Genomic DNA, 15831 nt, shown 5'->3' on the forward strand with positions numbered 1-15831 from the left:
AAATAAATGAAAACAATAACATTATTTTTAGCACTGCTATTTTCTTTTACTATATACGCGCAAAATCAGCAACCATCTTTTGAAAAAGAAGGTGATATGGTTAAGGCCACGTACTTTCACGAAGACGGTCAAATAGCCCAAACGGGGTTTTACCTTAATGGAAAGCTACAGGGTGAATGGAAAATGTACGATACGGACGGCAAAAAGATTGCAATGGGCCAGTACAATCAAGGAAAAAAGACCGGCAAATGGTTTTTTTGGGAAAACAAGGTCCTTAAAGAAGTGGATTATACTGATAACCGGGTGGCCAACGTAGTCAGTTGGGAAAACTCTAAATCGGTTGTTGTAAACAAATAACGCAATCTGCCCTAAAAAATAAAAACCCGATGAAGTTTGTTCATCGGGTTTTTTTATGCCTTATTATTAAATAGGAGTTACGCGGCTATTTCTACGGCATCTTTTTCATTCTTACCACCTTTACCGCTTCCCCTTATTGCCAGCTTTATCCGGTATACTATGTTGAATAGCACTGGAACAATGATCAGCGTAAGGAAGGTAGCAATGATAAGACCAAAAATTACCGTCCATGCAAGGGGTCCCCAAAAGATGACGTTATCCCCACCAATATAAACCTTCGGATTAAATTCTGAAAACAGTGAGAAGAAATCTATATTTAGGCCTATCGCCAATGGAATAAGGCCTAATACGGTTGTAATGGCCGTAAGAATTACAGGGCGTAACCTGGCTTTTCCTCCCCTAATGATCACTTCTGTAACATCTTCCCTTGTCAACAGATCTTTTTCCGATAGTCCAAGATTTACCTTTTTCCGATCAATAAGGATCTGTGTATAATCTAACAACACCACCCCATTGTTTACAACGATACCCGCAAGGGAAATAATTCCCATCATGGTCATCATAATTACAAAAGACCACCCGGTAAGCATAAGTCCGCCGAATACTCCTATAAAACTTAGGAAAATGGCAATCATAATTATTGCAGGTTTGGAAATACCACCGAACTGGAATATCAAGATCAACATAATGAGGCCCAAACCGGAAAAGAAGGCTCCGACCAAAAATTGCATCTGCTTATTCTGCTCCTCAATCTGCCCGGTATAATCTATTTTAACGGTAGAAGGAAGCGCGTTGTAGGTTTCCATCTCGTCCTGTATTTGGTTAACGATAGATTGGGCATCCGTAAATCCTGGTTGTAGTCCGGAGTATACGGTAACCACACGTTTGGCGTCTCTATGTTTTATAGCACTGAACCCAGATGTGTTCTTTTGGGAGGCCACGGCAGAAACAGGTATTTCCTTGATTTGGCCAGATGCCTGGTCCCTAAAAATTATATTCTGGTTAAAAAGTGCGCTGGTATTATAGCGGATATCCTTATTGAACCGTACATAGATATCGTAATCCTCCCCATCTTCTTTATAAACACCAGCTTTTTCACCAAAGATGGAACTTCTCAATTGGTTACCTACCTGTCCGGCAGAAACACCAAGCTCCCCAGCTTTCTCTCGATCTACCACTACCTGCATAGCCGGTTTGCCCTTGTTAACATCTATTTTTAATTCCTCTATCCCTGGAATGTTCTTGCTATTGATAAAATTCCGCATATTTTCTGCGGTGTTTATCAACTCATCATAGTCGCTACCTTCTAGCTCAATGTTAATAGGGTACCCAGCTGGAGGGCCAACAGCATCCTTCTCCACAGAGATTGCAATTCCTGGATAAATTCCTTTAAGTGCTTCCTGTACTTTTTTTCGCAATACCTCGGTATCCTTACCTTTTCGATATTTGTACTCCCTCATGGAAGCGGTAATTTTACTTCGGTGAGGCATTTCGGCACTAGAACCACCATCGGTCTGAGGATTTCCTGCACCCTCTCCCACTTGAGATACAGCAGACTCTACCAAGAAGTTATAGTCGGTATCTACAATGTATTCTTTATCGCTCAATACCGCATAGACTCTTTTTTCTATATCTTCAGTAATCTTATTGGTCTTCTCAATGGCCGTACCCTGAGGATACTCTATATAGACGATAATTTGGTTGGGGGTGTTATCCGGAAAGAACTCTATCTTGGTTCTTCCACTTCCCACGGACATTCCAAAGAGCATAAATACGCTTATAAGGAGCAATACGGTACACCCAAAATACCAGTAAACATTCTTTCCCCTTAGGGCATGTGTAATCCTTCTTTCGTACCAGTTCTCAAAACGAACCATGGTTTTTCTTTGAAACCGTAAGGCGGCCTTTTTAAGGAGATACTTGTAAATCCAAAACATGGCTGCCGTTACAATCATTAAGGTGCCCAACCCTCTTACCGTTCCGCCTACAAGAAGTATGAAGAGGCCAAAACCTCCTAAGATCAGACTTAATCTAATGAGTTGTTTTAAAGTAAGTTCTTTTTCTCCTATTTCCATGAATTGTGATACCAGCATGGAGTTCATAAATATGGCCACAAATAATGATGACCCCAGTACTACGGAAAGTGTTATTGGGAAATAGATCATAAACTGTCCAAAAAGTCCAGGCCATAGGCCAAGCGGAACAAAGGCAGCTACGGTAGTAGCCGTAGAAATTATGATGGGAAAAGCAATTTCTCCGATACCTTTTTTGGCAGCTTCTAAGCGCGACATACCTTCTTGCTCCATAAGTCGGTATACATTTTCTACTACCACGATACCATTATCCACCAACATTCCCAGACCCATTATCATTGCAAACAATATCATGGTATTCAACGTATATCCCAAGGTCGATAAAATCATAAAGGACATAAACATAGACATGGGAATGGCAAAACCTACAAACAATGCATTCCTAAAACCAAGGAAAAACATCAGTACCGTAACCACGAGTATTATCCCAAAGATTATGTTGTTCACAAGATCATCTACCTGATTCAAAGTCCGAGAGGAAGAGTCATTGGAAATGGACAGTTTTAAATCTCTTGGGAAATAGTTTTCCTCTGCATCGGCCTTTATTTTCCTAATCTTCTCGGCGGCCAGGATCATATTTTTTCCAGAACGCTTCTTTACGTCCAACATTACCACATTGTTCCCAAATTCTCGTGCAAAGGTGGTCTTGTCTTCTTCCTTAAAAGAAACTTTGGCAATGTCCTTAAGATATACCACCCCATTTTCGGATTTTACCACAAAATTATTGAGTTGTTGAGGGTCTTCTACCTCGCCTAGAATACGGATGGTCCTACGTTGCCCACTGGCCTTTAAGTTCCCTGCGGACATGGTCATGTTACCATTGGCTATGGCCTGGGAGACGTCACTAAAACTTACTTTGGCCGCCATCATTTTGTAAATATCAACCGCTACTTCTACCTCCCTTTCTTGGGCACCTCGGATGTCTACCTGCTTTATTTCTGGCAGGTTTTCGATCTCATCCTCTAGATACTCGCCAAATTCCTTCAGCTTCTCAACAGTGTAGTCTCCAGAAATATTTATATTCATGATGGGGACTTCCTCTGAAAAGTTGAGATCAAAAACATTGGGCTCTACCTTTGCCCCATTAAATGTGGGCCAATCCTCACTAGATTTTTCACTATCCACCTCATCTTTAACCTTTTGTTTTGCAGCGTCTACAGTAAGGTCCTCATCAAACTCTACGGTAATAATGGAATAATCTTCCTGCGATGTGGAGGTTATTTCCACTACGTTGCTTACGTTTTTAAGTTTGTCTTCCAGGGGATCGGTGATTAAACGCTCAATATCCTCTGCAGTGTTTCCAAAATACGGGGTGCTAATGTAGATTTTGGTCTCTATAATTTCTGGAAAATCTTCCCTGGGCAGGGAAAAATAAGACGACAGGCCAATAAATAAAAAGAGGCCTATCATTACATAAATAACAGAAGGGTTATCTATGGCCCATGAGGATAGTTTAAATTCTTTATTTACACTTTTCTGTTGCTTGCTCATGGACTACTACTTTAAAATTTTAACTTTTTGACCATTTTTTACATTTCTGGCACCTTCACTGATTACATAGTCACCTTCATTGATGCCGGATAGAATTTCAACGTAATCTCCTTGGGTCTTTCCGGTGGTAATGATACTTCTTTTGGCATCTGCCTCATTGTTACCATCCTCATTTAAAGCCACATACGCATATTGGTCTCCCTCGGCATTTTCCGAAATAATGCTCTGAGGGATCAGAATGGCCTCATCGCTGGTGTAGTCGTTGATCTGTACCCTAGCCGTAAGGTTTGGCTTTATATGACCTTTTTTATTCTGAACCGGAATCTCTACCTTAAAGGAACGGTTGCTAGGATTAATAAAATTCCCAGTTTGTCTCACCTTGGTCATTACGCTATCGCCCAATACCGGAAAAAACACTTTTACGTCTTTCCCTGTAGCTACGCTACCCAAATAACTCTCTGGCACTTCCACTTCAATGTACATATCCGACAGGTTTACAATTCTAAATACCTCAGATCCTGGTCCGGCCGGGGCAACAACGGTGCCCTGTTCTTGTATTACGTCATCAATAATACCAGAAAATGGCGCTCTTATGGAAGATTTGCTAAGCTGACTCTGTAACTGCTTAACGGCATTTTCCTGGGCTTCATATGTAGCTTTAGCTTGCAGGTATTGAATTTCTGAACCTATTTTTTGCTCCCAAAGTCTTTTTTGGCGCTCAAAGGTTGTTTTGGCGAGTTCTTCTTGTGTCTTCAATTGTTGTAACTGGCTGCCTACACCACCATCATCAATACTGGCCAATAATTGTCCTTTGCTCACTTTTTGACCTTCCTTCACATACACCCTTAGCAGTGTTCCTGCCATCTCTGGGTAAATCAGTACGTTTTGCTTCGTCATTACATCTCCCTGTAGCTCCAGAAAGTGGTCAAACTTTTGCGCTTTAGCTTCAAAGGTGGTAACCAGCGGTAGTTTTTTACTGTCGTCCAAAGCGGCAATGGCAGAGTCTAACAATTTGGCCTTGCCGTCCAAAACCTTTTGCTGCTGGGAAATTTCACTTTTTTTGGCCCTAATTGCTGCTAGGTTGCCTTGGGCTATCAAATCCTCCACGGATTTTTGTTCGCTATTTCCGCATGAAGCAAGGATTGCAGCAAGGATGATTAAATTGAATACTTTTTTCATTTTATGATTTGTTAAGTTGACGTTTTTTGTGATAATCGAAATATGATTGTTTAAATATTTACGCTATTAGTTGTTAAGTATATTTTCCAGCCCTGTCTTCCTATTGATAACATCTACCATAGATTGAAGATATTCTTGCTGGGTAGAATACAATTGCGTCTGCGCCTGTCTCAGTTCAAAACTCGTTGCAATACCTTCAAAATACTTTACCTCGTTCTTTTTTTCAATACGCTCCGCAAGATCCAAGTTCTCTTTGGCGGTATTGTACTGTTCTATGGCAAGGATGTAATCACTTTTGGCCCTCGCCAATTGCAAACGAACATTTTCCTTGGTTTCTTCCAACTGCGTTTTGGCCTGGTCAAATGCAATTTTGGCGCGTTGGGTACTTGCACTTCTTTTTAGGGAGCTAAAAATTGGAATCTTAAGGTCAAAACCCAATACGGAAGACTCAAACCAAGTTTGATTGCTTAAAAAATCAAAATTGTCGCTAAAAGCCGATGCCCCATAATTTACAAAGGCATTTAGGGTAGGAAGGGCCCTGCTTTTTGCAAGTTTAAGCTCAAAGAACCGCTGTTCGTTAAGATTGTTCACCAGTTTATAATCCACATTGTTCTCCATATTAAAATCAGCTTCCAACAGATTAAAATCGATTTGTTTTTGTGTCAGATCATCCAGATTCTCGGAAAGCAGTGTAGGGGCGTCTACAGGAATACCCATAACCAAGTTCAGCATCTGAACGGTAATTCCTTTTAGCCTGATTGCATTTTTTAATTGATTTTCAATTTGGGAAAGCGTTATTTGTAATTGCTCTACACTTTCTTCCTCACCAAGACCGTTCTCAAATATCTTTTCTGTCTCAAACAGGTTTTTTGCCAAGGTGGTCTTGTTTCTTTCCAATATTTCCACACTCTCCTGTGCAAGTAGCACATTGCCATAGGCCTCTACTACCGCCTGTCTTACATCCTGGTCCGTTTTTTCTTTGTTGTTGGCACTAAAACTAATGAACGCTTTAGTTGCCTGGATACCCACAATGTATGAGCCATCAAAGATCTGCTGCCTAAGTGTTGCTGTAGCCGTAGCCTGCTGCGCCTGCCCAAAAACAACAGTAGTAAAAGTTCCGGGATCACCGCCAAAAAACTCTGAGGGTATTTGGGTAACCGGTTGCTTCAGCTGGTTGGAATAATTTATGGTTCCCTCTATTTGAGGTAGCCCATCCGCAATGGTTTCCCATTTTTGCTTCTGCGCGTCTTCCATATCCCTGCTGGCATTTACTACACTGTAATTGTTTTCCAGTGCGTAGGCAATGGCTTCCTCCAAACTAAAACTGCCTGGATTGTTTTGAGCTAATCCTAAGGTCATAAAAAATAATGTGAAGACCGTTAAAAAAGTATTTCGCATCCTATTCTTGATTTGAGTTGATGATTGAATTTAAAACTTTCCTACCCTTGGGCGTTACAATGCCACGTAGGTGATATTCCAAAAAAATGTCTTGTAAAACCGTCATGGGAAACATTTGTACCGGGAATAATCTGTAATCTTTAATACTTGTTACGCCAGAGAAATAGATACGCGAAACAAAATCCACGTTTAGATTTTCCCTATAAATTCCTTGCTCTATACCTCTCCTAACATTGTCCACTACACAGACCTGCATTACCTCAAATTGTTTTTGCTTTAGGGTATTGAAGATTTTTGGATAGTATTTCTGTAATTGATATTGCGGAGAAGATTTTTCGTCCTTAAGATGAAGCATTACAAACTTTTTAATATCGTAAAGTTCCTCTATCGGATTCTTTTTTAAGGCTGATATTTGATCTATTCCATTAGATATGATCCAAAAAAGGCGCATTGTACTTTCTTCTACCAGTTGCGTTTTATTTTCGTAATGCGCGTAGATAGTTTTCTTGGAAATGCCCATTTCACTGGCCAAATCGTCCATTGTAACGCTTTTGAAACCCAGGTTCAAAAACATTTCCGTAGCCGTTACTAATATCTTTTCTTTCATAATTGGACGCCAAATATAGGCATGGAAACTCTAAAAACATTTAAAGTTTCCAAAGTTTTACATTTTTTTAACAATTACTTTTAGTTCTCTAAGAGCTATTGGAAATTTGGCTTAATTGGGCAAAGGTATTGCCCAGGGCATGGGTAGGACAATATAAAATGCCCAATTGGCTATACGCCCGTTGAACTGCCAAAAAACTCACCTGAAATGTACATGGACATATGGCAGGGATAATCTGAAGTATCGTGATACCTTACTTTTGGGGATTTAACCTATTTTTGAGGCAAATTTTGGTTTCAATGCAGACAATTGAACATTATCGTTCCGAGTTTATTACCTATTTGGCTTTAAAAACGAAAACTAGGCAGCCAAAAAATCTATATGAACCTATTACCTACATCCTGGGTTTAGGGGGTAAGCGACTACGCCCCGTATTGACCCTAATAACCACGGAAGTCTTTGGGGCGGATTATAAAAAAGCATTGGATGCAGCGCTTGCCGTGGAGGTTTTTCATAACTTTTCACTTATCCATGATGATATTATGGATGATGCGCCCCTACGTAGGGGACAACCAACAGTACATGAAAAATGGGACACCAATACAGGTATACTATCTGGCGATGCCATGCTTATAACCGCTTATCAGCTTTTTGAAAACTACGATAGCACTATGTTTCGCGATTTGGCGCAGCTGTTCAGTAAAACTGCGCTGGAAGTGTGCGAAGGGCAACAATACGATATAGACTTTGAAACCAGGGAAGATGTAACCATTGCTGAATATCTTAAAATGATTGAATACAAGACCGCTGTATTGGTAGGGGCGGCCATGAAAATGGGTGCTATTATCGCGGAGGCACCACTATCGTCCCAAGATGGGATATACGACTTTGGTAAAAACCTGGGTATTGCTTTTCAATTACAGGACGATTATCTAGATGCTTTCGGTAATCCTGAAACTTTCGGAAAGCAAGTTGGGGGAGACATCATAGAAAACAAGAAGACCTTCCTTTATCTTAAGGCCTTGGAACATTCCAGTGCACAACAACTTAGAGAGTTAAATCATTTATTTTCTCTTAAACCAGAGGATGCCGATGAAAAAATAGCGACCATAAAGGGTATTTTTATCGAGAGCGGGGCGGCAGACCTAGCAAAGAAAGAAATTGAAAGTTACACGCAAAAGGCTTTTAGGACCTTAGAACGTTTAGATATATCCAAAGATAGTATGCAATTGCTAAGGGAATTTGGGAAAAATCTTATGTACCGGGAAGTTTAGAAGATTCTTTTGAGCAGGGCTTTAATGAATGCCATTTTTGGTGCCGCAAAAATTACGGATAGGTCTCTAAAGAAATGGCTTTCCTCATCCAAAAATTCAAAGATATATTGCGGTTTTCTTTTCTTAAAAAGAGACTCAAAAATAGACTGCCCCATGGAATTGTCCATATGCAAAATGTCCAATAAAAGCAGATCATAATACCAAAACCTGTTCCTTTTGGCAAAAGAGTTCAGGGATTTTTGGTTTTTAAGATGCTGAACAAGTTTTTGGGTCTTTTTATGGGTGTTCCTAAAAGTATAACCCGTACTGGGTTTTCCCCAACCCCCCGCTGCTCCAATATGAAGCATATTCTTTGTATCGCCAACGCTAAAATTATAACAGGTCATCGGAATATTACCTTGTTCTTTGCCCAATATTTCATAGGACGTACAATGTAGATTTTCCTTAAGATAACTAGCAATGGCATTCTCGTAGGCTTCCTTTGGAAGAAGATTTTCCGAGAATAACGTATACTCTACCAAGGCCTCGGTTTCGGAAAATGGAAGCACATACATAAAACGGGTATTTCCTTTCTGAGGTATGGAAAAATCCATAAATGTGGCTACTTCTTTAGTAAAAATAGGGCGTTGTGTTTGCACAAACCACCCAACAAAATGTTGCTGTAAGACCGGAAATTTTTGCTGAAGTTTTGCCGGACCATAATCAAAAATACTATTGAAAACTTTATTGCCTATATAGACTTCGTTATTGGTAGTAATTAAAATTTCCCCATTTCTATCAGACACCTTGGAGACGGCCTCCACCACAAAATCAATATTGGGTGCCTCGGTTATGGTGGCCAGCATCGATTTGTAAAAATCGACCCCACGTATCATTTTGTAACCATAAGGTTTTATGGATAAGGTTTCGGCATATTCCTTACCTCCAAAATAGATTTGGTCCCAGCGTTTAAAAACAATATCATCAAAATGACCTTCATCTTTTTCCCAAAAACACCATGTACGATCATTGTTACTTTTTGTATCCTTATCCAATATCAAAATAGAACTTTGGGCAAAAAAGGTATCCTTGGCCATTGCTTTAGCCAGCATTAACCCCGCGGCGCCCGCTCCAATAATAATATAATCGTACCTCTTCATGGAAATGGAATAGCCCGCAAGATAATCAAGATAACCAACAAAAAATAACCAAAGTATTTCGGCAGAAGTATATGCTGCCAAGTGTAGTAAGGATGGTATGGAACATACCGGTGTATTGATTGAACCCTGCAAGCAATGAGCCAGCTCTAGGCCTTTGTTTGTATTGACGGCAATAAAATTTAGACAGGGCTAAAAATATGTTTTTACAAATAAAAATGTATTTTTGTTAAAAATTCTAAGTGACACATTCCGAGGAGAACTATCTAAAGACAATTTTTCATTTGGGGAGAAACGGTAAAGGATCGGTTTCTACCAATGCCATAGCGGAACAGGCAGAGACCAAACCTTCCTCCGTTACCGATATGGTGAAGAAGTTATCAGAAAAAGGATTGGTAAACTACAAAAAGTATCAAGGGGTATCACTAACCCCCAAAGGAACAAAAATGGCCTTGTCCATCGTACGTAAACATCGCTTGTGGGAAGTTTTTTTGGTAGAAAAATTAAATTTCAGCTGGGACGAGGTACATGAAGTTGCTGAACAATTAGAGCATATTAAAAGCGAAAAGCTGATCGATAAACTGGACGAGTTATTGAACTATCCAAAGTTTGATCCCCATGGAGACCCAATACCTTCAAAAACTGGCGAATTCCAAGAACGAAATAAGCAACTGCTAAGTATGATGCCCATTCCTTCCAAGGGCATCTGCGTTGGGGTAAAGGACTCTTCGGCAACCTTTCTCAAATTTTTGGACAGAAATAAAATAGCATTGGGAAATGTATTGGAAATAGTGGAGAAAGAAGCATTCGATAATTCCCTTCATATAATCGTTAAGGGAGAAAAATTACAGATTTCCAACCAAATTGCTTCAAACCTCTACGTAAAACCAAATGAATAATGATAGACCAAGTAGTTGATTATTTTGAAAGTATAAATCCCATCCTAGCTGCTTTTTATGCTACCCTGTTTACTTGGGGGTTAACCGCTGCAGGTGCCGGATTGGTGTTTTTCTTTAAAACGATGAACCGTGCCGTTTTAGATGGCATGTTAGGTTTTACAGGAGGGGTAATGGTAGCGGCAAGTTTTTGGAGTCTCTTGGCCCCTGGAATTGAAATGAGTCCGGGCGAGGGTTTCGAAAAAGTGATTCCCGCGGCCATTGGGTTTTTACTTGGGGCACTATTTTTATTTGGCCTGGATAAGGTACTTCCGCATTTGCATATCAACTTTAAAGAAAGTCAAAAAGAGGGTATTAAGACCCCGTGGCATAGAACTACCCTGCTTACTTTGGCCATAACCTTGCACAATATTCCGGAAGGATTGGCGGTAGGGGTTCTTTTTGGAGGAGTGGCGGCTGGTTTTGATGGTGCTACCATAGGGGGCGCTGTAGCACTCGCCCTTGGGATAGGACTGCAGAACTTTCCGGAAGGATTTGCCGTGGCCATGCCATTAAGAAGACAAGGGCTTAGCCGAACCAAAAGTTTTATGTATGGCCAGGCCTCTGCCTTGGTTGAACCTGTAGCAGCTGTTTTGGGCGCTTGGGCAGTACTAACGTTTCAGCCCATATTGCCCTATGCTTTGTCCTTTGCCGCAGGTGCTATGATTTTTGTGGTTGTGGAAGAGGTAATACCTGAAACCCAACAAGATAAATATACCGATATAGCCACCATGGGATTCATCGGTGGATTCATAATCATGATGTCTTTGGACGTAGGCCTTGGTTAACCCACTTCAATACGTTAAAGGACGTTCATAGTAGTGGTCTTCTCTTGTAATACTGTTGCTAATTATCTAAGTTTAGGGAATCAATTCTAAAATGGATGCTATGCAAGCCAAGATGTCTTTCTTTTCCCTAATTTTTCTGTTCTTCCTTTTTACCGGAAATGGCCAAAACAAAACCTTTTCCTACCTCGATATATTTGACCTTAAATATGTTTCCGACCCCCAAATAGCCCCTGCTAATGACTGGATCGTCTACCGTAGAATGGGGTTTGATATTATGGAGGACAAAGCTGTTGGTAATCTCTGGATGATAAAGTCCGATGGTTCTCAACATCAAAAATTAACCTCTAGAGAAGTTGATGAATTTGGCGCAAGGTGGTCGCCCAATGGAAAAAGACTTGCATTTATTAGTAAAACAGGGGAAGGATCGGAAATATATATGTATTGGCTAGATTCTGGTAAAATTGCAAAGATTACCCAGTTGCCACATAGCCCAAAATCCCTTACATGGTCGCCACAGGGAGATTTACTGGCCTTTTCTATGAACGTGGACAAAGAACAACCGGTCTTGGCAAAAATCCCCAAAAAACCCAAAGGCGCCAAATGGGCGGATGCACCTAGGATTACTGATAGGTTATATCATGAAGCGGATGGAAGGGGTTATATAAAACCGGGGTTCGATCATATATTCATTATCCCTGCAACGGGGGGCGCACCCAGACAGGTTACTTCCGATGATTATCACCATAGGGGACCCATTTCTTGGTCCATAGATGGAAAAAAACTTTACTTTTCTGCCAACCGCAATCCAAATTGGGAATACGATTTTAGAAATAGTGAAATATATTCGGTAAGCACAGTTACCAACGAAATTACCGCACTTACCTTTAGGAGTGGCCCCGATTATAACCCTACGGTATCTCCAAATGGAAAGTATATAGCGTATTTGGGTTTTGAAGATAAAGTGCAGGCCTATCAGCTTAGAAAGCTACATATAATGGAAATTGGGGGCGCCAATAAAAAGGTAATATCCCAAAATTTGGATCGTGGAATAAAAGATATTACATGGGATGCAAAAAGTGGCGGGCTCTATTTTTCATATGATGATAAGGGCAACAGCAAAATAGCACATATCTCCTTGAACGGAAAAATTACCGTATTGGCAGCTGACATGGGCGGCACCTCTATAGGAAGACCGTACCCAGGGGGGTCTTTTAGCGTTTCTCAAAACGGCACAATTGTGTACTGCCAAAGTAGGCCCCATTATCCTGCCGAGTTGGCAATTTTTAATCCTAAGCAAAAAAAAGTCTCAAAAATAACAGATTTGAACGGCCCCTTGCTAAGTTTTAGGAACTTGGGAAGCGTAGAGGAAGTATGGTATAAATCTACCTTTGATCAACGGGATATTCAGGGATGGGTAGTATACCCGCCAGGCTATGATGCTAGCAAAAAGTATCCCTTTTTGGTAGAGAACCACGGCGGTCCTATCCTAAATTACGGAGACCGCTTTTCTGCTGAAATGCAGTTATATGCCGCTGCTGGCTATGTGGTGTTTTATCCCAATGCCAGAGGTAGTACTGGTTACGGTGAGGAGTTTGGTAATTTGTTGTTCAACAACTACCCCGGGGAGGATTATAATGATGTAATGGATGGCGTGGACCATTGCATTGCCAAAGGTATTGCACATGAAGACCAACTTTTTGTTACCGGAGGCAGCGCAGGTGGTATAATGTCTGCTTGGATGATAGGAAAAAACAATCGTTTTGAAGCGGCAGTGGTGGCCAAACCGGTGATGAACTGGATAAGCAAAACCTTAGTGGCCGACAACTATTTCTATTATGCAAATTCTCGTTACCCGGGTCAACCATGGGAAAATTTTGAGGGGTATTGGAAATTTTCGCCCTTGTCCCTGGTAGGAAATATTGAGACCCCAACAATGGTGATGGTGGGCATGAACGATTTACGCACGCCTCCTAGCGAGGCAAAACAACTATATCACGCGTTAAAATTGCGAAAAATAGAAACGGTATTGGTAGAAATTCCGGGAGCAAGTCATGGTATTGCCAGCAAACCTAGTAACTTGATTACGAAAATTGCCCATACCCTGGCATGGTTGGAAAAGTATAGACATACCAAAGAAAAGTAAAATGATCATAAAAAGAAGGCGACATTGGTTTTGGAACCTGCTTATAGTACTTACATTGATTGTATGTGCCCTTGCCTTTATGGCTCATTACAAAAGCTGGACAAAAATAGAAAACGATACTTTTAAAGTTTTATCCGGAATTTATTATAAAGAGTTGCCTTTTTTGGAAATGGATAGTGTTGCAATGGTTGAAAAAATCCCACCAATGGAACGAATCAGTGGATTCTCGGTGAAGGCCATGGAAAAAGGAGTTTTCAAGGATTCCTTGTCCCAGGGCAAGACCTATGTCTTTGTAGATGACCTGCACAAGCATAAAATAAGGCTGGTATATAGGGACTCCCTAAAGCTCTTCCTTAATTTTTCGGATTCTACGGAGACCAGTAAAATGTATCTATTTTTGAAAGCCAAAATAGATACACTTCAAAAGTAATTTTTTCTAAAAAATGGAGTTAGTACATTTTATATGAAGCCATTTATGAAAGCGATACTAGTGCTCCTTTTTCTTATCCCTTTCTCTGGACTTTCCCAGAACACGCTTTCCGTTGTAGTGCAAAAAGTAAACAGTTCTTCGGGAAGAGTGAGTGTGGCCGTGTATAACGAATCTGAAGGCTTTTTAGATTTTGGGAAGGTGTATAGGAGTGGTTCCACCAGGGCAAATATGGGCACCACCACCGTAACGGTAGATGATTTACCTAACGGCATTTACGCCGTTGCCGTCTTCCACGACATTAATGACAATGACGAGTTGGATACCAACTGGATGGGTATACCCAAAGAAGATGTAGGTTTTTCCAACGCCAAGATGAAACTCTTTGGTCCCCCAACTTTTAAAGAATGCCGATTTACTATAAACTCGGATAGCGAGATCCAAGTATCACTGTAATCAACGACCCTCCCATTAGGTACATTACATAACCTCATCCGAGGCAAATAAAACCCCTTGAAAAACTAAAATAACGTTAAAACCTTTTTTGAAACGATAGTTTCAATATATATTTGTTGAGCAATTAGTATAAAATGGCAAGAGCGGAAGCATTTGATAGGGAATTGGTATTGAGGCAGGCCACCAATGTTTTTTGGGAAAAGAGCTATAATGGTACTTCTATGCAAGATTTGGTAGACGCCACTGGTTTAAACCGCTCTAGCATCTATAATTCCTTCGGATCAAAATTGGAACTTTATCGGACCACCCTGGACCATTACCAAAAGAGCAATAACAAGTATTTTCAAAATGCCATGGTAAGGGCCAATAACCCTTTAGAGGCCATTCAATTTATTTTTGAGGCATTCTTACCGGAGATGTTGGGTGAAGACAAAGATAAAGGCTGCTTTGTAATGAATTGCAAGTCGGAAATGGGAAATCAGCACCCCGATATAAGGAAGTGGTTGTTGGCCACCCAGGAGCGTAGTCTTTCTTTGTTTCAGGATCTTGTGGAAAATGGGCAGGAACAGGGCATCATAAACAAAAACCAGAACAGTAAAAGTTATGCGTATTATCTTTTTAACTCTTTTCAAGGTTTTCGTATGACTGGTATTCTGGTCAAGGATAGGAAAGTGTTACAGCAGCTTATAGATAATAGCCTATCCGTATTAAAGTAATTTTTTTAATTTAAAATGAAACGAACGTTTCAAAATAAACAATAATTAATATAATAATTCAGTAATGAGTAAATTTAAAGATAAGGTAGTAGTAATTTCCGGTGGAAATTCCGGAATTGGATTAGCATCGGTACAAGGATTTTTGAGAGAAGGTGCCAAAGTAGTGTTTTCGGGGAGGAGGCAAGAAGCTTTGGATGAGGTTTCGCTCACTTTGGAAGGAGATTTCAAAGCCGTTCTGGCAGATCAATCCAAATTGGAAGACAATAAAAAATTGATCGATGAAGCCGTAAGTACCTATGGAAAGATCGATGTGCTTTTTGCAAATGCAGGGGTGGCCTATTTTGTATCTAGTGATCAAATCGATGAGGATCATTTTGATACCCAATTCAACATCAATGTTAAAGGCCCGGCTTTTCTGGTTAAAAATGCCCTTCCGCATCTAAATGATGGTGGATCCATAATATTCAATACATCGATAGTAAATCAAAAAGGTTTTGAAGGTTCAGCGGTCTACAGTGCATCAAAAGGGGCATTGCGTTCCTATGCCAGAGTACTTACCACGGAGTTGGCACCTAGAGGCATACGAGTAAATTCTGTATCACCCGGACCTATTACCACACCACTTTTTGGTAAAATAGGTTTCTCGGAAGAAGTATTGGATGAGGTAGGCAAGGGCTACGCAGAGGCGGTTCCTTTAAAACGTTTTGGCGAGCCTAGGGAAATTGCAAATTCCGTAATGTTCCTGGCTTCGGAAGAAGCTAGCTTTGTAAACGGCATTGAGTTGGAAGTTGATGGAGGCCTAAGCCAAATTTAATTTCTTTTTCCTTAGTA

14 protein-coding genes are annotated in these 15831 nt (G+C 40.5%); 9 read left to right on the top strand and 5 right to left on the bottom strand.

Annotation, left to right across the window (positions count from 1 at the left end; genetic code table 11):
- Window positions 1–6: 6 nt before the first annotated feature.
- Window positions 7–357, top strand: a complete 351-nt coding sequence (locus tag ACEQ81_RS04175) for a toxin-antitoxin system YwqK family antitoxin (RefSeq protein WP_411029590.1) — start codon at window positions 7–9, stop codon at window positions 355–357.
- 77 nt (window positions 358–434) lie between these two features.
- Here the strand turns inward: ACEQ81_RS04175 and ACEQ81_RS04180 are convergent, their stop codons facing one another.
- The 4 genes from ACEQ81_RS04180 to ACEQ81_RS04195 all read right to left on the bottom strand — a co-directional run bounded on the left by ACEQ81_RS04180 (window position 435) and on the right by ACEQ81_RS04195 (window position 7125).
- On the bottom strand, window positions 435–3941 hold the full coding sequence (locus ACEQ81_RS04180) for an efflux RND transporter permease subunit (RefSeq protein ID WP_411029591.1): 3507 nt from the start codon (window positions 3939–3941) through the stop codon (window positions 435–437).
- Window positions 3942–3947: 6 nt separating this feature from the next.
- Complete coding sequence (locus ACEQ81_RS04185; RefSeq protein WP_411029592.1) at window positions 3948–5120, bottom strand: efflux RND transporter periplasmic adaptor subunit; 1173 nt, start codon at window positions 5118–5120, stop codon at window positions 3948–3950.
- 66 nt (window positions 5121–5186) lie between these two features.
- The gene (locus tag ACEQ81_RS04190; RefSeq protein WP_411029593.1) at window positions 5187–6518 is read right to left on the bottom strand and encodes a TolC family protein; all 1332 of its coding nucleotides are present in this window, start codon (window positions 6516–6518) and stop codon (window positions 5187–5189) included.
- A 1-nt stretch (window position 6519) separates the two neighbouring features.
- Entirely contained in the window at window positions 6520–7125 is a 606-nt protein-coding gene (locus ACEQ81_RS04195; protein ID WP_411029594.1) for a TetR/AcrR family transcriptional regulator, read from the bottom strand.
- A 299-nt stretch (window positions 7126–7424) separates the two neighbouring features.
- On the opposite strand from ACEQ81_RS04195, the gene ACEQ81_RS04200 reads away from it, so the two are divergent.
- The gene (locus tag ACEQ81_RS04200; RefSeq protein WP_411029595.1) at window positions 7425–8399 is read left to right on the top strand and encodes a polyprenyl synthetase family protein; all 975 of its coding nucleotides are present in this window, start codon (window positions 7425–7427) and stop codon (window positions 8397–8399) included.
- Here ACEQ81_RS04200 and ACEQ81_RS04205 read toward each other — a convergent pair.
- Window positions 8396–9619: a lycopene cyclase family protein gene (locus ACEQ81_RS04205; protein WP_411029596.1), complete on the bottom strand. Its 1224-nt coding sequence runs from the start codon at window positions 9617–9619 to the stop codon at window positions 8396–8398. The two genes, ACEQ81_RS04200 and ACEQ81_RS04205, sit on opposite strands and share 4 nt — an antisense overlap.
- A gap of 158 nt (window positions 9620–9777) precedes the next feature.
- Here ACEQ81_RS04205 and ACEQ81_RS04210 point away from each other — a divergent pair, with 158 nt between their 5' ends.
- The 7 genes from ACEQ81_RS04210 (at window position 9778) to ACEQ81_RS04240 (ending at window position 15814) form a co-directional block, all read left to right on the top strand.
- Entirely contained in the window at window positions 9778–10434 is a 657-nt protein-coding gene (locus tag ACEQ81_RS04210) for a metal-dependent transcriptional regulator (protein ID WP_411029597.1), read from the top strand.
- Window positions 10434–11258 (top strand): ZIP family metal transporter, encoded by an 825-nt coding sequence (locus ACEQ81_RS04215; RefSeq protein ID WP_411029598.1) that lies wholly within the window; start codon window positions 10434–10436, stop codon window positions 11256–11258. The genes ACEQ81_RS04210 and ACEQ81_RS04215 overlap by 1 nt, the downstream gene beginning before the upstream one ends.
- Before the next feature lie 100 nt (window positions 11259–11358).
- Window positions 11359–13401, top strand: a complete 2043-nt coding sequence (locus ACEQ81_RS04220) for a S9 family peptidase (protein WP_411029599.1) — start codon at window positions 11359–11361, stop codon at window positions 13399–13401.
- A 1-nt stretch (window position 13402) separates the two neighbouring features.
- Entirely contained in the window at window positions 13403–13831 is a 429-nt protein-coding gene (locus ACEQ81_RS04225; RefSeq protein ID WP_411029600.1) for a hypothetical protein, read from the top strand.
- Window positions 13832–13876: 45 nt separating this feature from the next.
- Window positions 13877–14284: a DUF2141 domain-containing protein gene (locus tag ACEQ81_RS04230; protein WP_411029601.1), complete on the top strand. Its 408-nt coding sequence runs from the start codon at window positions 13877–13879 to the stop codon at window positions 14282–14284.
- Window positions 14285–14418: 134 nt separating this feature from the next.
- The gene (locus tag ACEQ81_RS04235) at window positions 14419–15000 is read left to right on the top strand and encodes a TetR/AcrR family transcriptional regulator (RefSeq protein ID WP_411029602.1); all 582 of its coding nucleotides are present in this window, start codon (window positions 14419–14421) and stop codon (window positions 14998–15000) included.
- 64 nt (window positions 15001–15064) lie between these two features.
- Window positions 15065–15814: an SDR family oxidoreductase gene (locus ACEQ81_RS04240; protein WP_411029603.1), complete on the top strand. Its 750-nt coding sequence runs from the start codon at window positions 15065–15067 to the stop codon at window positions 15812–15814.
- The last annotated feature ends 17 nt before the right edge of the window (window positions 15815–15831 follow it).

It is taken from the genome of Spongiimicrobium sp. 3-5 (genome assembly GCF_046557915.1).
Classification (GTDB): domain Bacteria; phylum Bacteroidota; class Bacteroidia; order Flavobacteriales; family Flavobacteriaceae; genus JBHEBG01.

Bases quoted from the DNA above. Each gene is read 5' to 3' on its own strand.
- ACEQ81_RS04230 (WP_411029601.1), top strand. From the start codon at position 13,877: ATGAAAGCGATACTAGTGCTCCTTTTTCTTATCCCTTTCTCTGGACTT.
- ACEQ81_RS04225 (WP_411029600.1), top strand. From the start codon at position 13,403: ATGATCATAAAAAGAAGGCGACATTGGTTTTGGAACCTGCTTATAGTA.
- ACEQ81_RS04185 (WP_411029592.1), bottom strand. From the start codon at position 5,120: ATGAAAAAAGTATTCAATTTAATCATCCTTGCTGCAATCCTTGCTTCA.
- ACEQ81_RS04195 (WP_411029594.1), bottom strand. From the start codon at position 7,125: ATGAAAGAAAAGATATTAGTAACGGCTACGGAAATGTTTTTGAACCTG.
- ACEQ81_RS04220 (WP_411029599.1), top strand. From the start codon at position 11,359: ATGCAAGCCAAGATGTCTTTCTTTTCCCTAATTTTTCTGTTCTTCCTT.
- ACEQ81_RS04190 (WP_411029593.1), bottom strand. From the start codon at position 6,518: ATGCGAAATACTTTTTTAACGGTCTTCACATTATTTTTTATGACCTTA.
- ACEQ81_RS04240 (WP_411029603.1), top strand. From the start codon at position 15,065: ATGAGTAAATTTAAAGATAAGGTAGTAGTAATTTCCGGTGGAAATTCC.
- ACEQ81_RS04175 (WP_411029590.1), top strand. From the start codon at position 7: ATGAAAACAATAACATTATTTTTAGCACTGCTATTTTCTTTTACTATA.
- ACEQ81_RS04180 (WP_411029591.1), bottom strand. From the start codon at position 3,941: ATGAGCAAGCAACAGAAAAGTGTAAATAAAGAATTTAAACTATCCTCA.
- ACEQ81_RS04200 (WP_411029595.1), top strand. From the start codon at position 7,425: ATGCAGACAATTGAACATTATCGTTCCGAGTTTATTACCTATTTGGCT.
- ACEQ81_RS04235 (WP_411029602.1), top strand. From the start codon at position 14,419: ATGGCAAGAGCGGAAGCATTTGATAGGGAATTGGTATTGAGGCAGGCC.
- ACEQ81_RS04215 (WP_411029598.1), top strand. From the start codon at position 10,434: ATGATAGACCAAGTAGTTGATTATTTTGAAAGTATAAATCCCATCCTA.